Source organism: Amycolatopsis tucumanensis (genome assembly GCF_021654135.1).
Taxonomy (GTDB): domain Bacteria; phylum Actinomycetota; class Actinomycetes; order Mycobacteriales; family Pseudonocardiaceae; genus Amycolatopsis_E; species Amycolatopsis_E tucumanensis.
This window is the reverse complement of sequence record NZ_JAKGSD010000018.1, coordinates 87,004-102,756: the sequence shown is the minus strand read 5'-3', so window position 1 is coordinate 102,756 and position 15,753 is coordinate 87,004. Positions and strand designations below refer to the sequence as shown.

Annotated in this window: 13 protein-coding genes; 7 read left to right on the top strand and 6 right to left on the bottom strand. The window is 72.6% G+C overall.

The window, feature by feature from the left end:
- Window positions 1-5 precede the first annotated feature (5 nt).
- From L2C96_RS19480 to L2C96_RS19465, 4 genes are all read right to left on the bottom strand, one after another.
- On the bottom strand, window positions 6-767 hold the full coding sequence (locus tag L2C96_RS19480; RefSeq protein WP_237337255.1) for a glucose 1-dehydrogenase: 762 nt from the start codon (window positions 765-767) through the stop codon (window positions 6-8).
- Window positions 767-2,281 carry an aldehyde dehydrogenase family protein gene (locus L2C96_RS19475; protein ID WP_237337254.1) on the bottom strand — a complete coding sequence of 505 codons (1,515 nt, stop codon included), beginning with the start codon at window positions 2,279-2,281 and terminating at the stop codon, window positions 767-769. The genes L2C96_RS19480 and L2C96_RS19475 overlap by 1 nt, the downstream gene beginning before the upstream one ends.
- A complete protein-coding gene (locus L2C96_RS19470; RefSeq protein ID WP_237337291.1) occupies window positions 2,278-3,159 on the bottom strand; it encodes a 3-oxoacyl-ACP reductase in 882 nt (293 codons plus the stop codon). The genes L2C96_RS19475 and L2C96_RS19470 overlap by 4 nt, the downstream gene beginning before the upstream one ends.
- A gap of 63 nt (window positions 3,160-3,222) precedes the next feature.
- Window positions 3,223-3,414 (bottom strand): ferredoxin, encoded by a 192-nt coding sequence (locus L2C96_RS19465; RefSeq protein ID WP_020421064.1) that lies wholly within the window; start codon window positions 3,412-3,414, stop codon window positions 3,223-3,225.
- Between the two features lie 105 nt (window positions 3,415-3,519).
- Between L2C96_RS19465 and L2C96_RS19460 the strand changes: the two genes are divergently transcribed.
- From L2C96_RS19460 to L2C96_RS19440, 5 genes are all read left to right on the top strand, one after another.
- Window positions 3,520-4,701, top strand: coding sequence for an acyl-CoA dehydrogenase family protein (locus L2C96_RS19460; protein WP_237337253.1), 1,182 nt, complete (start codon window positions 3,520-3,522; stop codon window positions 4,699-4,701).
- Between the two features lie 10 nt (window positions 4,702-4,711).
- Window positions 4,712-5,752 (top strand): acyl-CoA dehydrogenase family protein, encoded by a 1,041-nt coding sequence (locus L2C96_RS19455; RefSeq protein ID WP_237337252.1) that lies wholly within the window; start codon window positions 4,712-4,714, stop codon window positions 5,750-5,752.
- A complete protein-coding gene (locus L2C96_RS19450) occupies window positions 5,749-7,284 on the top strand; it encodes a long-chain-fatty-acid--CoA ligase (protein WP_237337251.1) in 1,536 nt (511 codons plus the stop codon). The genes L2C96_RS19455 and L2C96_RS19450 overlap by 4 nt, the downstream gene beginning before the upstream one ends.
- Window positions 7,284-8,411: a hypothetical protein gene (locus L2C96_RS19445; RefSeq protein WP_237337250.1), complete on the top strand. Its 1,128-nt coding sequence runs from the start codon at window positions 7,284-7,286 to the stop codon at window positions 8,409-8,411. The genes L2C96_RS19450 and L2C96_RS19445 overlap by 1 nt, the downstream gene beginning before the upstream one ends.
- A 129-nt stretch (window positions 8,412-8,540) precedes the next feature.
- Complete coding sequence (locus L2C96_RS19440) at window positions 8,541-8,870, top strand: DUF1330 domain-containing protein (RefSeq protein WP_020421069.1); 330 nt, start codon at window positions 8,541-8,543, stop codon at window positions 8,868-8,870.
- Between the two features lie 264 nt (window positions 8,871-9,134).
- Here L2C96_RS19440 and L2C96_RS19435 read toward each other — a convergent pair whose 3' ends face one another.
- Both L2C96_RS19435 and L2C96_RS19430 read right to left on the bottom strand, forming a co-directional pair.
- Window positions 9,135-11,762 carry a bifunctional acetate--CoA ligase family protein/GNAT family N-acetyltransferase gene (locus L2C96_RS19435; protein WP_237337290.1) on the bottom strand — a complete coding sequence of 876 codons (2,628 nt, stop codon included), beginning with the start codon at window positions 11,760-11,762 and terminating at the stop codon, window positions 9,135-9,137.
- 763 nt (window positions 11,763-12,525) lie between these two features.
- Window positions 12,526-13,695, bottom strand: a complete 1,170-nt coding sequence (locus tag L2C96_RS19430; RefSeq protein ID WP_020421071.1) for an acetoin utilization protein AcuC — start codon at window positions 13,693-13,695, stop codon at window positions 12,526-12,528.
- Between the two features lie 104 nt (window positions 13,696-13,799).
- On the opposite strand from L2C96_RS19430, the gene L2C96_RS19425 reads away from it, so the two are divergent.
- The gene (locus L2C96_RS19425) at window positions 13,800-14,495 is read left to right on the top strand and encodes an iron-dependent transcriptional repressor DtxR (protein ID WP_020421072.1); all 696 of its coding nucleotides are present in this window, start codon (window positions 13,800-13,802) and stop codon (window positions 14,493-14,495) included.
- The gene (gene galK / locus L2C96_RS19420; protein WP_237337249.1) at window positions 14,492-15,664 is read left to right on the top strand and encodes a galactokinase; all 1,173 of its coding nucleotides are present in this window, start codon (window positions 14,492-14,494) and stop codon (window positions 15,662-15,664) included. The genes L2C96_RS19425 and galK overlap by 4 nt, the downstream gene beginning before the upstream one ends.
- The last annotated feature ends 89 nt before the right edge of the window (window positions 15,665-15,753 follow it).

Sequence of the window (15,753 nt, the reverse complement as noted above, 5' to 3'; positions counted from 1 at the left end):
GTCGATCACCCCTGCAGGTTCAGCGCGTGCGTCGCGGTCGCGCCGCCGTCGGCGACGAACTCCCCGCCCGTGCAGTAGGAACTCTCGTCACTGGCCAGGAACACCGCGAGCTGCGCGATCTCCTCGGGCTTGCCGACGCGTCCCAGCGCGACCTTCTTGCCGACCCAGGCCATGTCGATCTCCGCCCCGCCCGCGGCGTCGGCGACCATCTTCGTGTCGATCATGCCGGGATGGACCGAATTGACCCGGATCCCCTTGCGCCCCAGCTCCAGTGCGGCCACCTTCGTCATCCCCCGGATCGCGAACTTGCTCGCGGTGTAGGCGACGAGGAACGGCATGCCGGCCAGACCCTCCACAGAGGACACGTTGATGATCGAGCCGCCACCGGCCCGCGTCATCGGTTCAACGACCGAGCGCATGCCGAGAAACGCCCCGATCTGGTTGATGCCGATGACGCGTTCGTAATCGGCCAGTGACGTGTGCGCCAGCTCCGAGAAGTGCAGGATTCCCGCGTTGTTCACCAGCACGGTGAGGCCGCCGAACTCGTCCTCGGCGCGCCGCACCGCGGCGGCCCAGTCGTCCTCGCGCGACACGTCGAGGTGCTGGTAGACGGCGCCGATCTCCTCGGCGAGCGCCTTGCCGTCGTCGTCGGCGACGTCGGCGACCATCACCTTCGCGCCCTCCGCGGTGAACCGCCGTGCCGCGGCCGCGCCCTGTCCCCTGGCCGCGCCGGTGATCAGCGCGGTCTTCCCGTCGAGGCGTCCCATCACATCATCTCGTCGGTCAGCGGCAGGTACACCGACTTGAGCTCGGTGTAGGCCTCGATGGAGGACTTGCCGCCCTCGCGGCCGAGCCCGGACTGCTTGAAGCCGCCGAAGGGCAGGTGCGGCTCGATCTGGAAGCCGTTGATGCCGATCGTGCCGGCCCGCAGCTTGCGCGACACGCGGAAGGCGCGCTGGACGTCGGCGGTGAACAGGCCCGCGCCAAGGCCGTACTCGGTGTCGTTGGCCAGGCGCACGGCCTCCTCCTCGTCGGTGAACGGGACGACCGCGAGCACCGGGCCGAAGATCTCCTCCTGCGCGATCGTGGCGTGGTTGTCGACGTCGGCGAAGATGGTCGGACCGACGAAGTTGCCGTTCGCCAGATCGCCGCCGAGCCGCTCGCCGCCGGTGACCAGCCGGGCGCCCTCGGCCTTGCCCTTCTCGATGTAGCCGAGCACCCGTTCCAGCTGCTTGGCGTTGATCAGCGGGCTCGCCATGACCCCTGGGTCGAACGGGTCGCCGTAGGTCATCGCCTGCGCCATGCCCTGCGCGGCGCCGAGGAACTCGTCGTAGACGTCGCGGTGCACCAGTGCCCGGGTGTTGGCGACGCACGCCTGGCCGGACAGGCCCATCGTGACCGCGCCGACGACGGTCGCGGCGGCCAGCGCGACGTTGGGCGCGTCGGCGAACACCAGCGCCGGGCTCTTGCCGCCGAGTTCGAGCGAGACCCGCTTGAGCGTGCCCGCGGACGCCTCGACGATGTGCTTGCCCACCGCGCGGCTGCCGGTGAAGCTGACCTTGTCCACCCCGGGGTGGGTGATCAGCGCTTCGCCGACCGGGTCGCCGGGGCCGGTGACGACGTTGAGCGTGCCGGCCGGCAGCCCGGCTTCGACGAGCAGCTCGACCATGCGCAGCACGGTGAACGTGCAGTACTCCGAAGGTTTGAGCACGATGGTGCACCCGGCCGCGAGCGCCGGGGCGACCTTCTGCGCGAACAGCAGGAACGGCGCGTTCCACGGCAGGATCGCCGCGACCACGCCGATCGGCTCGCGGAAGGTCATCGCCAGGTGGTCGCCGCCCTGGTACGGCGTCAGGGTCTCGCCGCCGAGCTTGTCGACCCAGCCCGCGTGGTGGTCGAACACGTCCGCCGCGGCGCCGACCGAGGTGGCGTAGATCGTGCTGCTGAACGACAGCGGCACCGAGTTGTCCAGCGCCTGCAACGACCGCAGCTCCTGGGCGTGCTCGCGCAGCAGGTCCGCGTACCGGTGCAGAACCGCGACACGTGTGCTCGCGCGGGAGTTCGACCAGGTGCCCGACTCGAACGCCACGCGGGCCGAGGCGACCGCGGCGTCGACGTCGGCCTCGGTGGCGATGGCGAACTCGCCGATCTCCTCGCCGGTGGCCGGGTGCCGGTGGGTCCAGGAGTCGCCGCCGGTGCCGGGGCCCCACTGGCCGTCGAGGTAGAGCTGACCGGTCTTGAGGCCGACGGATTCGCGGTGCGGCTGCACGGTGAGTGTCATGGGAGCTCCAGGATCTCGGTGGCGGCGAACATGGTGTCGGGGTCTCGGTCGTCGAAGTGGGCGCCCACGGTGGCCGCGAGCTCGCCGGCCGTCCACAGCGGACCGGCGGTGTCGAACCGCTGCTCGACGGCGGGTGGTTTCAGCAGCGCGACCATGCCGCCGTGCACGACGAACACCTGGCCGTTGATGCGTTCGGCCTGCTCCGAGGCGAGGAACGCGACGAACGGGGCGACGTGGTCCACCGACAGCGGATCGACGCCGCCGTCCGGCGCGTCGCCGAAGACCGCGGCGGTCATGGCGGTGCGCGCGCGGGGGCAGATGGCGTTGGCCCGCACCCCGTACCGCGCGGCGCCCCGGGCGGTGGCGACGGTGAGGCCCACGATGCCGGCCTTGGCGGCCGCGTAGTTGGGCTGCCCGGCGGATCCGACGAGGAACGCCTCGGAGGCGGTGTTGATGATCCGCGCGAACACCGGCGCGCCGGTGGCCTTCGACTGGGCGCGCCAGTGCGCGGTCGCGTTGCGGGACAACAGGAAGTGCCCGCGCAGGTGCACCCGGATCACGGTGTCCCACTCCTCGTCGGACATCGAGAACAGCATCCGGTCGCGCAGCACCCCGGCGTTGTTGACGACGACGTGCAGCCCGCCGAAGTGGTCGAGCGCGGCTTCGACGAGGGCGTCGGCGGTGGCGCGCTCGCCCACGTCCCCGGTGACGAGCAGCGCCCGGCCGCCCTCGGCCTCGATCTCCTCGACGACGGTCTTCGCGGCCTCCGTGACGTCGTTGAGGACGACCGAGGCGCCCGAACGGGCCAGCGCCAGCGCCTCCGCCCGGCCCAGTCCCGCCCCGGCGCCGGTCACGATGGCCACCCGCGGTTCCCGCATACCTTCCACGACGGTCAGACTAGAATCTGTTCTCGTCCCGGACAACCCCCCAGTTTCTGCCGTTTACTCCACGATGAACAGCGCATTCTTCGGACAAGCCGCGATCGCCTGCGAAACACGTTCTACTTCCGATTCGGGCACCGACGGGTGACTGATGCGCAACTCCTCGTCGTCGTCCAGCTCGAAGACGGCGGGCGCGAACCCGATGCACACCTCGTTCGCCTCGCACAGCGACCGGTCGACGGCGACCTCCATGGCTTTCCTCCTCGGCTGCGAAGCTGATAGAAATAGAACGTGTTCTAGACTAGCGCCACGGACCGGTCTGCTTCCAGCAACGACCGGGCGGGCCGGAGGTGACGCATGCGGATCAGCTACACGCCCGAGCAGGACCGGCTGCGCGACGAGCTGCGCGACTACTTCGCGAAGCTGATGACCCCGGAGCGGCGCGAGGCGCTGGCCGGGGACGGCGGCGAGTACGGGGATGGCAAGGCCTACAAGGAGATCGTTCGCGAGCTGGGCCGGGACGGCTGGCTCGCGATCGGGTGGCCGGAGGAGTGGGGCGGGCAGGCCAGGCCCATGCTCGACCAGCTCGTCTTCACCGACGAGGCGGCCGTGGCCGGGGTGCCGGTGCCGTTCCTGACGGTCAACACGATCGGGCCCACGATCATGCGGTTCGGCACGCCGGAGCAGAAGGCGTTCTACCTGCCCCGCATCGCCCGCGGCGAGCTGCACTTCTCGATCGGCTACTCGGAGCCGGAGGCGGGCACCGACCTGGCGTCGCTGCGCACCCGCGCGGTCCGGGACGGCGACTCCTACGTCGTCAACGGCCAGAAGATGTGGACGAGCCTGATCGAGTACGCCGACTACGTGTGGCTGGCCGCGCGCACCGATCCGGACGCGAAACGGCACAAGGGGCTGAGCATCCTGGTGGTGCCGACCGACGCGCCCGGCTTCTCCTGGACGAAGGTGCGCACCGTCGCCGGGCCGGGCACGAGCGCGACCTACTACGACGACGTGCGCGTGCCGGTGTCCGCCCGGATCGCCGACGAGAACGCGGGCTGGCCGCTCATCACCAACCAGCTCAACCACGAGCGCGTGGCGCTGACCTCGGCCGCGCCGATCATCTCCGCGCTGGACGAGGTGCGCAGGTGGGCGCAGGAGACCAAGCAGCCGGACGGCAGCCGGGTCATCGACGCCGAGTGGGTCCGGACGCACCTGGCCCGCGTGCACGCCCACGCCGAGTACCTCAAGCTGCGCAACTGGCGGATCGCCTGGGCCGCGGGTTCGGACGAGCTGGGCGCGGCGGAGGCCTCGGCGACGAAGGTGTTCGGCACCGAGCTGGCGATCGAGGCGTACCGGCTGCTGATGGAGGTCGTCGGGCCGGGCGCGGTGGTGCGTGCCGGCTCCCCCGGCGCCGTGCTGCGCGGACGGCTCGAACGCGCCCACCGCTCGGCGCTGATCCTGACCTTCGGCGGCGGCACGAACGAGATCCAGCGCGACCTGATCGCGGCGACCGCCCTGTCCCTGCCCGTGACCCGCTGAGGAGGAACCCGTGGACTTCGCGTTGAGTGCGGACGTCACCGAACTGGCCGCGCTCGCCGGCCGCATCCTGTCCGAGCGCGCTTCGGCGAGCCCGCACGGCGAGGGCGGGTTCGACCGCGCGGTGTGGCAGGAGCTGGCGCGGGCCGGGGTGATCGACGCGGCGCTGCCCACTGCGGTCGGGGGCGGCGGCCTCGGGCTGCTCGGGCAGTGCGCGGTGCTGACCGAGGTCGGCCGTGCGGTCGCCGAGGTGCCGTACCTGCCGACCGTGGTGGCCGCGTCCGCGATCGCCGGGTCCGGAGACGGGCGGCTGATCGAGCAGTGGGTCGTGCCGGCGGTGCGTGGTCAGGCGGTGCTGGGGCTGGCGCTGCCGGACGCGGGCGCGCCGTGCGGTTTCACGGCGGAACCGGACCGCGGGGGCTGGCGGGTCTCGGGCGCGCAGACGGCGGTGCCGTTCGCCGCGTTCGCCGACGCGCTGGTCGTGCCCGCGCACACGCCCGAGGGGACGGCGGTGTTCGTGGCCGCCGCGGACGGGGTGCGGCCGCAGAGCGTGGTGGACCACGCCGACGCCGGGCTGGTCGAGCTGAACGGGGTCCCGGCTTCGCGGTTGCCGGAGGTGTCCGTGGTCGAGCACGCCACGGTCGGGTTGTGCGCGCAGCAGCTTGGTGTGCTGGAGAGCGCGTTGCACCGCACCGCGGAGTACGCGCGCCAGCGCGAGCAGTTCGGGCACGCGATCGGCGCCTTCCAGGCGGTGCGGCAGCGGCTCGCGGACGCCTATATCGACGTCGAAGCCGTGCGGCTGACGCTGTGGCAAGCCGCGTGGCGCCTGTCGGAGGGGCTGCCCGCGGGGCCGGAGGTCGCGACGGCGAAGTACTGGGCGGCCGAGGCCGGGCACCGCGTCGCGCACACCGCCGTCCACGTCCACGGCGGGGTCGGCATCGACACCGACCACGAGTTGCACCGTTACTTCGTGGCGGCCAAGCGGCTGGAGTTCGCCCTCGGCGGGGCGACCGCGCAGCTGCGGGTGCTGGGCGACCTGCTCGCGACGTCATGACGGTCACCGAGATGCTGCTGGCGCGTGCCGCGGACGACGGCCCGGGCCTGCGGTTCGAGGACTCGGCGTGGACCTGGCGGGAGTACGTGCAGCAGTGCGCCGACCACGCGGCGGTGCTGCGTTCGTTGCTGACCGGGCCGGTGAAGCACGTGGGTGTGCTGGCGGACAACGTGCCGTCGTTCTCGTTCCTGCTCGGCGGGTGCGCGTTCGCGGGGTCGGTGCTGGTCGGGCTGAACCCGACGCGCCGGGGCGCGGCGCTGGAGCGGGACATCCGGCTCGCCGACTGCCAGCTGGTGCTGACCGAGGGGCGGCACGCGGCGTTGCTGGACAGCGTGGACGTGCCGGTGCTGGACCTGGACGGGCCGGAGTGGGCCGCGTTGCTGGATTCCTGCGCGGGCTCGCCGCTGTCCCCGGTGCCCGCGACGCCCGCGGACCTGCTAATGCTCATCTTCACCTCCGGCACCAGCGGCGACCCGAAGGCGGTGCGGTGCACGCACGAGAAGATCGCCTTCCCCGGGCAGATGCTGGCCGCCCGCTTCGGACTGTCCGGTTCGGACTGCGTGTACCTGTCGATGCCGATGTTCCACTCCAACGCGATCATGGCCGGGTGGTCGGTCGGGCTCGCCGCGGGCGCGGCGCTGGCGATGCGGCGGCGGTTCTCGGCGTCCGGTTTCCTGCCCGACGTGCGGCGGTTCGGCGCCACCTACGCGAACTACGTGGGCAAGCCGCTGTCCTACGTGCTGGCGACGCCCGAGTCGCCGGACGACGCGGACAACCCGCTGCGGGTCGTGTACGGCAACGAGGGCGCGGAGGCGGACCTGGCCGAGTTCGGGCGCCGGTTCGGCTGCCACGTGGTGGACGCGTTCGGCTCGACCGAGGGCGGGATCGGGTTCGCGCGGACGCCGGACACGCCACCGGGGTCGCTGGGGCCGTTGCCGGAGGGGGTCGCGGTGCTGGACCCGGAGACCGGCGCGGTGTGCCCGCCCGGCGTGGTCGGGGAGCTGGTGAACACCGCCGGTGCGGGGGCGTTCGCGGGCTACTACAAGAACCCCGAGGCGGACGCCGAGCGGCTCCGGGACGGCCGGTACCACACCGGCGACCTGGCGTACGTGGACGAGAACGGGTTCTGCTTCTTCGCCGGGCGGCTCGGGGACTGGCTGCGGGTCGACGGCGAGAACCTCGGCACCGCGCCCATCGAGCGGGTCCTGCTGCGGCACCCGGCGATCGCCGAGGCGGCGGTGTACGCGGTGCCGGATCCGGCGGTGGGCGACCAGGTGATGGCCGCGCTGGTGCTGTCAGGTCCGCTGTCGCCCGAGGAGTTCGGGGAGTTCCTGGCCGCGCAACCGGACCTCGGGCCGAAGCAGCTGCCACGGTTCGTGCGCCTTGTCAACGAACTCCCGCGGACAGCCACGTACAAGATCGTGAAACGGCGGCTGGCGGCGGAGGGGATGCGGTGTTCCGATCCGGTGTGGTCGCGTCGTGGCAAGGAAAGCGTCTACTCGCCGACACCTGCGGTGCCTACGGTGGGCTGATGCGCAGGTTCGCCGCGGTCCTGGCCGTCCTTCTGACCGTCTTCGTCACCCCGGTCGCGAACGCCGCCCCGGTCAAGCTGACCGCGAGCGACTTCCGGCTGAAGGAAAGCGCTTACAACCCGGTGATCAGCGCACTGGACGGGGTGCTGCCGACGGTGTCGTTCTCCGCGGTGCTGGACAGCGCCAACCGCAGCGCGTCGTCGTGCAACCCGGGCGCGACGGGCCAGGTGGCGGCGTTCTGCTGGAACTCCGGCGACAACGACACGACCGACTGGTACCCGCAGGGCATCACCACGACGGCCGACGCCTACGGGGACGGGCTGTACGAGGGCCGCACGGCGGTGCTGGCGAGCTGGTACTACGCCGGTTCCGGGGCGAACAAGGGCGTGCGAGTCTCGTTCGTGGACTACTCGACTCTGAAGTACCGGCACGTGCTGCTGGTCGAGCCGTACACGAATTCGGCCGGGCAACCGGACTTCCGGGCGGTGACCGTGCACGCGGGCGGGATCTTCCTGTACGGGTACTACCTGTACGTGGCCGACACCTCGGGCGGGTTCCGGGCCTTCGACCTGCGGCACATCTGGCAGGTGCGGACCGGCGACAGCGCGGCGATCGGACGGCAGGCGGACGGCACGTACGAGGCGCACGACTACGCGTACGTGCTGCCGCAGGCGCTGCGCTTCGCCGACTCGGCGGCCAGTGGCGTGACCGAGCTGCGGTTCTCGGCGGCGTCGCTGGACCGGACGAGCACGCCGGACAGCGTGGTGGTGCCGGAGTACAACGCGGACGGCACGGGCACGCGGGTGGTGCGCTTCCCGATCGACTACACGGACCGCAAGTTCGCCGAGTCCGCCGACGGCTACACGCACGCCACGGAGGCCTACCGGGTGGGCATCAAGAGCATGCAAGGCGCGACAGCGATCGACGGGACGTTCTACGTGTCCGCCAGCGCGGGTTCGGGCAGCCGGGGCTCGCTGTGGACGTTCACGGCGTCGTCCGGGCCCACGCAGAAGGCAGGCGTCTTCCCGGCCGACAACGAGGACCTGAGCTACCGCGGGCCGGCCGACCAGCTGTGGACACTGACGGAGTACCCCGGAAGCCGGTCGGTGTTGGCGGTGCGGCCGTAGCGCCGACACCGCGAGCCGTGGTGTGGTGGCGCGGCCGTGGAGCTGCCCGTGAGCCGTGGTGGCTGCGCGGCCGTAGCGCTGACTCCGCGAGCCCTGGCGTGGTGGCGGCGCGGCCGTAGAGTGGCCGGCATGGGCAAGGTGTACGCGCTGAACCTGTTCGACGTCGCCGACCGCGCGGAGTACCTGGCGTACTCGCGCCGGTCGGCCGCGGAAGTCGCCGCCCACGGCGGCCGGGTCGTGGCACTGGGCAAGTTCCGCGAGGCCGCGACCGGGGACATCGCCCCGCGCCAGGTGATGATCCTGGTCGAGTGGGACTCCCCGGAGGCATTCGAGAGCTACCGCGACGACCCCGCGCTGGCCGACCTCCACCCCCACCGGGAAAACGGGACGTCCTCCTACGTCTGGCACCTGTTCGACCGCCTGGACGACCTGCGCCCGATCCTCAAGGCCGCGGAGTAGCCACGCCACTCCGGGCGCCCAGTCACGGAAGCGGCGCAATGCCCGCCCCCAACCCCTACTCCGGCCAAGGCCCTCCCGGCCAACGCGCTCGGCCCGGCACCGCCCGCAGCAGCACACCCATCCGGGCGCGATCTCCCAACCCAGCGCAGCCCTCCGCCGCGCCCCTCGGCCGCGCCTCAGGGCAATGCACCGGCACCAGCCACCACCCCTGCCACCGGCCCACGGCCGCCCGCCCCTACCGGCTCCGGCCACCACCGCAGCAGGTCAGAACGTCGCGTTGATCGGGCGCAGCCTTCGTGGCCCGGTGTCCGGCCGGGCGGGCGGCGGGCCGAGCACGATGCGCGCGTTGGCGACGAAAGCACCTTCCGGCGAGGCCATCACCGGGTCCAGCGTCAGCGCCCGCACCTCCGGGTGGTCCTCCGCCAGCGCCGCCACCCTCAGCACCATGTCCTGGAGCGCCGCGAGGTCCGCGGGCTCGTCGCCCCGGTAGCCGGTCAGCAGCGGGGCGCTCTTCGGCTCGCGGATGAGCGTCGCGGCGTCCACGTCGGTCAGCGGCACCGCCCGGTACGCCCGGTCCCCCAGCAGCGTGCTCACCAGCCCGGACAACCCGAACGACACCAGGCTGCCGAACGACGGGTCGTCCTGCAGCCCGATCAGGCACGAGATGCCCTTCGGCGCCATCTTCTGCACGTAGACGTCCCGCTCGCCGGACACCTCGCTCAGGTCCTCGTACCCGCGCCGCACCGCGTCGGGCGACGCCAGGTCCAGCCGCACGCCCGCGAGGTCCGGCCGTCCGCGCAGGCGTTCGTCCACTGCCTTCACCGTCACCGGGTAGCCGAGCTCCTCCGCGGCCTGGACCGCGGCCTCGGCGCTCGACACCATCCGGAACGGCACGACGTCGATGCCGTAGCACCCGAGCAGCCGCACGATGTCGGCGTCCTCGAGCACCACGTTCTTGTCGCCGCCTGCCAGGATCTCCCGCACGACCTGCTCCGCCTGCTCGACGTGCAGGCCGTCGGGGCGGATCAGCGTGCCCTGCGGCCGCTGCCGCCACGCCGCGTACCGCACGACCTTCGCCAGCGCGTTCACCGCGCGCTCCGGGCTGGGGTACGACGGGATCGACCCGCGTCCCGGTGCGCCGTCCGGGCCGGGCACGGCCAGCTCGTCCGGCACGCCCTCGGCGGCGAGGAACGTCGACACGATCGGTTTGCCCTGGTCAAGCTCCTGGGCCGCCTCGCGCAGCGCCCGCGCGTACGTGCTGCCCGGGATCGACAGCGGCGGCACGAACACCGCGACCAGCGCGTCGGTCTCCGGGTTGTTCAGCGCCTCCCGCACCGCCGCGGCGAAGTCGTCCGGACCGGCCTGCGGCCCGACGTCCACGGGGTCGAACGCCAGGCGCAGGCCCTGCGCGCGGGCCGTGTCGGCGGCGAGCAGGCCGATCGCGCTGGAGTTGCCGACGATCCCGATCCGCGGACCGGCGGGCAGCGGCTGGTGGGCGAACACGAGCGCGGTGTCGAACAGCTGCGCCAGCGTCTCCACCCGCACCACACCGGCCTGCTCGAACAGGGCCTGCACGCTCGACTCGTCGACCTCGGCGGACGTCGCGGCCAGCTGCGGGCGAACGGCGTGCCGCCCGGACTTCACCGCGACGATCGGCTTGCTGCGCCCGAGCCGCCGCGCGAGGCGCGCGAACTTGCGCGGGTTGCCGAACGATTCGAGGTAGAGCAGGACGAGGTCGGTGCTGGTGTCGGTCTCCCAGTACTGCAGCAGGTCGTTGCCGGAGACGTCGGCGCGGTTGCCCGCGGACACGAACGTCGACAGGCCGAGGCCGCGTGCTTCGGCGTCGGCGAGGATCGCGGTGCCCAGGGCGCCGGACTGGCAGAAGAAGCCGGCGCGGCCACGTTTGGGCAGGCGCGGGGCGAGGGTGGCGTTGAGCCGGACCGCCGGATCGGTGTTGAGCACACCGAGGGCGTTGGGGCCGACCACGCGCATGCCGTGCGCGCGTGCTTCGCCGACGAGGCGCAGCTCGGCGTGCAGCCCGTGCGGGCCGGCTTCGCCGAAACCGGCGGTGACGATCAGCAAGGTCTTGACGCCCTTGGCGAGCGCACCGTCCAACACGGACTCGACCTGGTCCGCGGGCACCGCGACGACGGCGAGGTCGACCGGGTCCGGAATGTCCACAACGGACGGATACGCACGCACGCCGCGCACCGAGCGGTGCTCCGGGTTGACCGGGTAGACGGTGCCCGCGAAGTCCGCGGCGAGCAGGTTGGACAGGACCGAGTAGCCGACCTTCGTGGGGTCGGCCGAGGCGCCGATGACCGCGACGGAGCGCGGGTGGAGGAGGTTGTAGACGCTGCGCGCCTCGGCGGCCTGTTCGCGTGCGCGGGCGACGGCGAGGGACTCCTCGGTCGGGTCGATGTCGAACTCCAGGTGCAGCACGCCCTCCTCGATGGCGCGGCTCACCTGGTAGCCGGCGTCGCGGAAGACGCGCACCATGGCCGCGTTCTCGGCGAGGACCTCGGCGACGAACCGGCGCAGGCCGCTCTCGGACGCGGCGGCGGCCAGGTGCTCCAGCAGGATCGACCCGACGCCGCGCCCCTGGTGCGCGTCGTCCACGACGAACGCCACCTCGGCCGAGGGCCCGTCGCCGAGCCGCTCGTACCGCCCCACGGCGATGATGTCGTCCCCGAGCAGGGCGACGAACGCCACGCGATCGTGGTGGTCGACGACGGAGAACCGTTCGAGGTCCCGCTGCGGGATGCGCGGGTAGGCGCCGAAGTAGCGGAGGTACCGGGTGCGCTCGGAAAGCTTGCCGTGAAAGGCGACGAGGGCGTCGGCGTCACTCGGGACGATGGGTCGCAAGTGGACGGTGCCGCCATCGCTGAGCAGAACGTCGGCCTCCCAGTGGCGGGGGTAGTCGAAGGGATCGCGGGGCCCGTGCTTCTCCCGGTTCGCACCCTCCGCCGCGCCGGCCGCCTGCCCGGGACCGGCGCCGCTGCTGGCCGGCTCCTGGCCGGCATCGCTGGACGCACCGGCAGCACCGCGCTCGCCGGCACTGCCGCGCTCTCCGGCGCCGCTTCGCTCACCAGCACCACCGCGGCCAGTACCGCCGCTTTCGCCGGCACCGCCCACCTGCGCCTGCCCCGCGCCCCCACGCTCACCGGCACCGCCCACCTGCGCCTGCCCCGCGCCCCCACGCTCGCCGGCACCGGTCAGCTGCTCCTGCTCCCCGCTGCCGCCCGCACTGCCCTGATCACTGCCCACGCCAGCGCCACCCACCTGCTCCTGATCGACACCGCCCAGCCCCGAGCCGCCACCGTCGGCCTGCTCACCACCGGGAGCCTCGCCACCGGCCGCTCGCTCACCACCGGAGGCCTCCCCACCACCGACACTGCCCACGCCGCCGCCCGACCCCGAGCCGCCACGAGCGGCATGCTCACCGCCCGCGCCGGCGCCCCGATCCTGGCCGGCAGCGGCCTGTTCGCCACCACCCGCCGCGGCGCGGAGGCCGCCCTCCGGGCTCTCCGCTCCCGGCGCGCCGTCCCCCTGAACGGGCCTGCCGGCCGGTGCGGCTCCGCGGGGCTCGTCGTCGTGCGGTCCGCTGGGCTTGTCGGTCCTGCTCATCTCACGTCGATTCCTCGGATCGGTCGGGTCAGTCCCTCGGGTCGTCCGGGTCCAGGCCGTGCAGTGGGAACAACGCGCGGCGCGTGTCCCGGATCGCGACGTCGACCGGATCGTCCGCCCCGTCCCCCCAGGAGCGGAACGTGGTGTCCCGGCCGTCGGTCATCTCCGGGGGCAGTTCGGCGCTCGGCGCGGCCCGCAGGACCGTGTTGACCCAGTTCGGCGGCAGCGGCGTCTCGGGCTTCACGTCGCGGTCGAGGACCGTCGCCATGAGGTGCGTCCACGAGCGCGGCACGACCCGGATCAGCTGGTACCCGCCGCCGCCGACGGCCAGCCACCGGCCCTCGGCGTGACGCTCAGCGAGGTCACGGAGAGTAGCGTAGATGGTCCGGTGGCCGTCGACCGAGAGCGCGAGGTCCGCGAGCGGGTCCTCCTCGTGGGAGTCGACACCACACTGGGTGACCAGGATCTGCGGCCGGAACACCTCCAGCAGGGACGGCACGACCGCGTGGAAGGCACGCAGCCAGCCGGCGTCGCGGGTGCCCGGCGGCAGCGGCACGTTCACCGACGTGCCCTCGGCCTCCCCGGACCCGGTCTCGGCGCTGTACCCGGTGCCCGGCCACAGTGTGAACGGGTGCTGGTGCAGCGAGACCGTGAGCACACGGGGGTCGCCGTAGAAGGCGGCCTGCACGCCGTCGCCGTGGTGGACGTCGGTGTCCACGTAGGCGATACGGTCGAAACCGTGGTCGAGCAGCCAGGAGATGGCCACCGCGCAGTCGTTGTAGACGCAGAACCCGGCGGCGTGGTCGCGCATGGCGTGGTGGAGGCCACCTGCGATGTTCACCGCGCGCCGCGCCTCGCCGTCGGCGATCTTGCGCGCCCCGAGCAGGGTCGAGCCGACCACCAGCGCGGAGGCGTCGTGCATGTCGCTGAACACTGGGTTGTCGGCGGTGCCGAGGCCGTGGCCGACGTCCCAGCCCGCGGTCGGCGCGAGCTTGACCGCCGCCAGGTACTCCTCAGCGTGGATGCGGTACAACTCGGTATCGGTGGCGGGCTCGGGCACGAGCAATTCCACGCCGTCGAGGACCCCCAGCTCAGTGGCGAGCCGCACGGTGAGGTCGAGCCGGACCGGGTTGAACGGGTGCTCACCGCCGAGGTCGTAACCGAGGAGGGCGGGATCCCAGACGACGGCGGGCTGCATGACGTCCGATGGTAGCCGTGAGGAGCGGGATTATCCTCCCGGTCACCTGGGGTGACCGTCGCCCGGAACGACTACCATGGATTGTCGCGGACGAAGGGGACATCGTGAACGATCTCATCGACACCACAGAGATGTACTTGAAGACCATCTTCGAGCTCGAAGAGGAAGGTGTCGTACCGCTGCGCGCCCGCATCGCCGAGCGGCTGCAGCAGAGCGGTCCGACAGTCAGCCAGACGGTGGCCCGCATGGAACGCGACGGGCTGGTGCGCGTCGCCGACGACCGCCACCTGCAGCTCACCGACCACGGCCGGGAACTCGCCATCGCCGTCATGCGCAAGCACCGCCTCGCGGAGCGACTGCTGCTCGACGTGATCGGGCTGGAGTGGGAGCACGTGCACACCGAGGCCTGCCACTGGGAGCACGTCATGAGCGAGGCGGTGGAGCGCAAGCTGGTCCGGCTGCTCGACCACCCGACCACCTCGCCCTACGGCAACCCGATCCCTGGTCTGGACAAGCTCGGGGAGGGCGGGCTGCCCGCGCCGCCCGCCGAGGCCGACCTGGTGCGGCTGGACGACTTCGCGCGCTCCGGCGGCGGCAAGGCGGAGATCCGGCGCCTTGCCGAGCACATCCAGCTCGACGAGAAGCTGATGGTCGACCTGAAGAAGGCGGGAGTCGCCCCCGGCAGCGTCGTGTCGGTGCGCCGCGCGGACGGCGGCGGCACCGCGGAGCTGACCGGCGAGCTCGGCGCGGTCCAGGTGCCCATGTCGGTGCTGCACGCGGTTCTGGCGCAGGCCAAGTGAGCTCCGCGAGCGAGGCCGCGGAGGCGTTCCGGTCCGTGCACGGGCGGTCCCCGGCCGGGGTGTGGTCCGCGCCGGGCCGGGTCAACCTGATCGGCGAGCACACCGACTACAACGACGGTTTCGTGCTGCCGTTCGCCCTGCCGCACCGGCTGGCCGCCGCCGCGTCCCCGCGCGCCGACCAGGTCCTCACCGTGTCCACGCTCGGCTCCGACGGGCGCATCCAGCAAGCCGAGCCCGTCGCGATCCCCGATCTGCGTCCCGGTGGTGTCGACGGCTGGGCCGCGTACCCAGCCGGGGTGGCGTGGGTGCTGCGCGACCACGGCGTCGAGCGCGGCGCCGACGTCGTGCTGGCCGGTGACGTCCCCACCGCCGCCGGGCTGTCCTCCTCCGCCGCGCTGGAGTGCGCGGTGGCGCTGGCCCTGCTCGGGCTGGCCGGTGAAGACGACCCGGGCCTGGAGCGGCGCGCCGAGATCGCCCGCTGGGCTCAGCGCGCCGAGAACGACTTCGTCGGCGCCCCGACCGGCGTGCTCGACCAGACCGCGTCGCTGTGCTGCGTGGACGGTCACGTGCTGTTCCTCGACGTCCGCTCCGGCGAGATGGAACAGGTGCCGTTCGACGCCGCGGCCGCGGGCCTGCGCATCCTGGCCATCGACACACGCGTCAAGCACGCCCACAGCGAGGGCGGCTACGGCGAGCGCCGCAAGGGCACCGAACGCGCGGCCGACCTGCTCGGCGTCAAGGCGCTGCGGGACGTGGGCCCCGGCGACCTGGACGGCGCGCTCGCGCAGCTGCCCGCCGAGCTCGGCCCGCTCGTCCGCCACGTCGTGACGGAGAACCAGCGCGTGCTCGACGTCGTCGCGCTGCTCCGGGACGGCCGGATCGGCGACATCGGCCCGCTGCTGACCGCTTCGCACGCCAGCATGCGTGACGACTACCGGATCTCCTGCCCGGAACTGGACCTCGCCGTGGAGGTCGCCGAAGCCAACGGCGCCCTGGGCGCGCGGATGACCGGCGGCGGGTTCGGCGGCACCGCGATCGCCCTCGTGCCCGAGTCCGCTGTGGACACCGTGGAGGCGGCGGTCACGGAGGCCTTCGACCGCGCGGGCTACCGCGCGCCGCGTGCCTTCGTGGCGGTCCCGTCCCCCGGTGCGGGACGCGACGAGCTGTGATTCGGCGGGGCCGGACCTGTGCGTGGCTCACAGGTTGCTGGTCCACACTGGCGACACCTCCTTTTCGTTCTCGAGAAAGGCTTCCGACG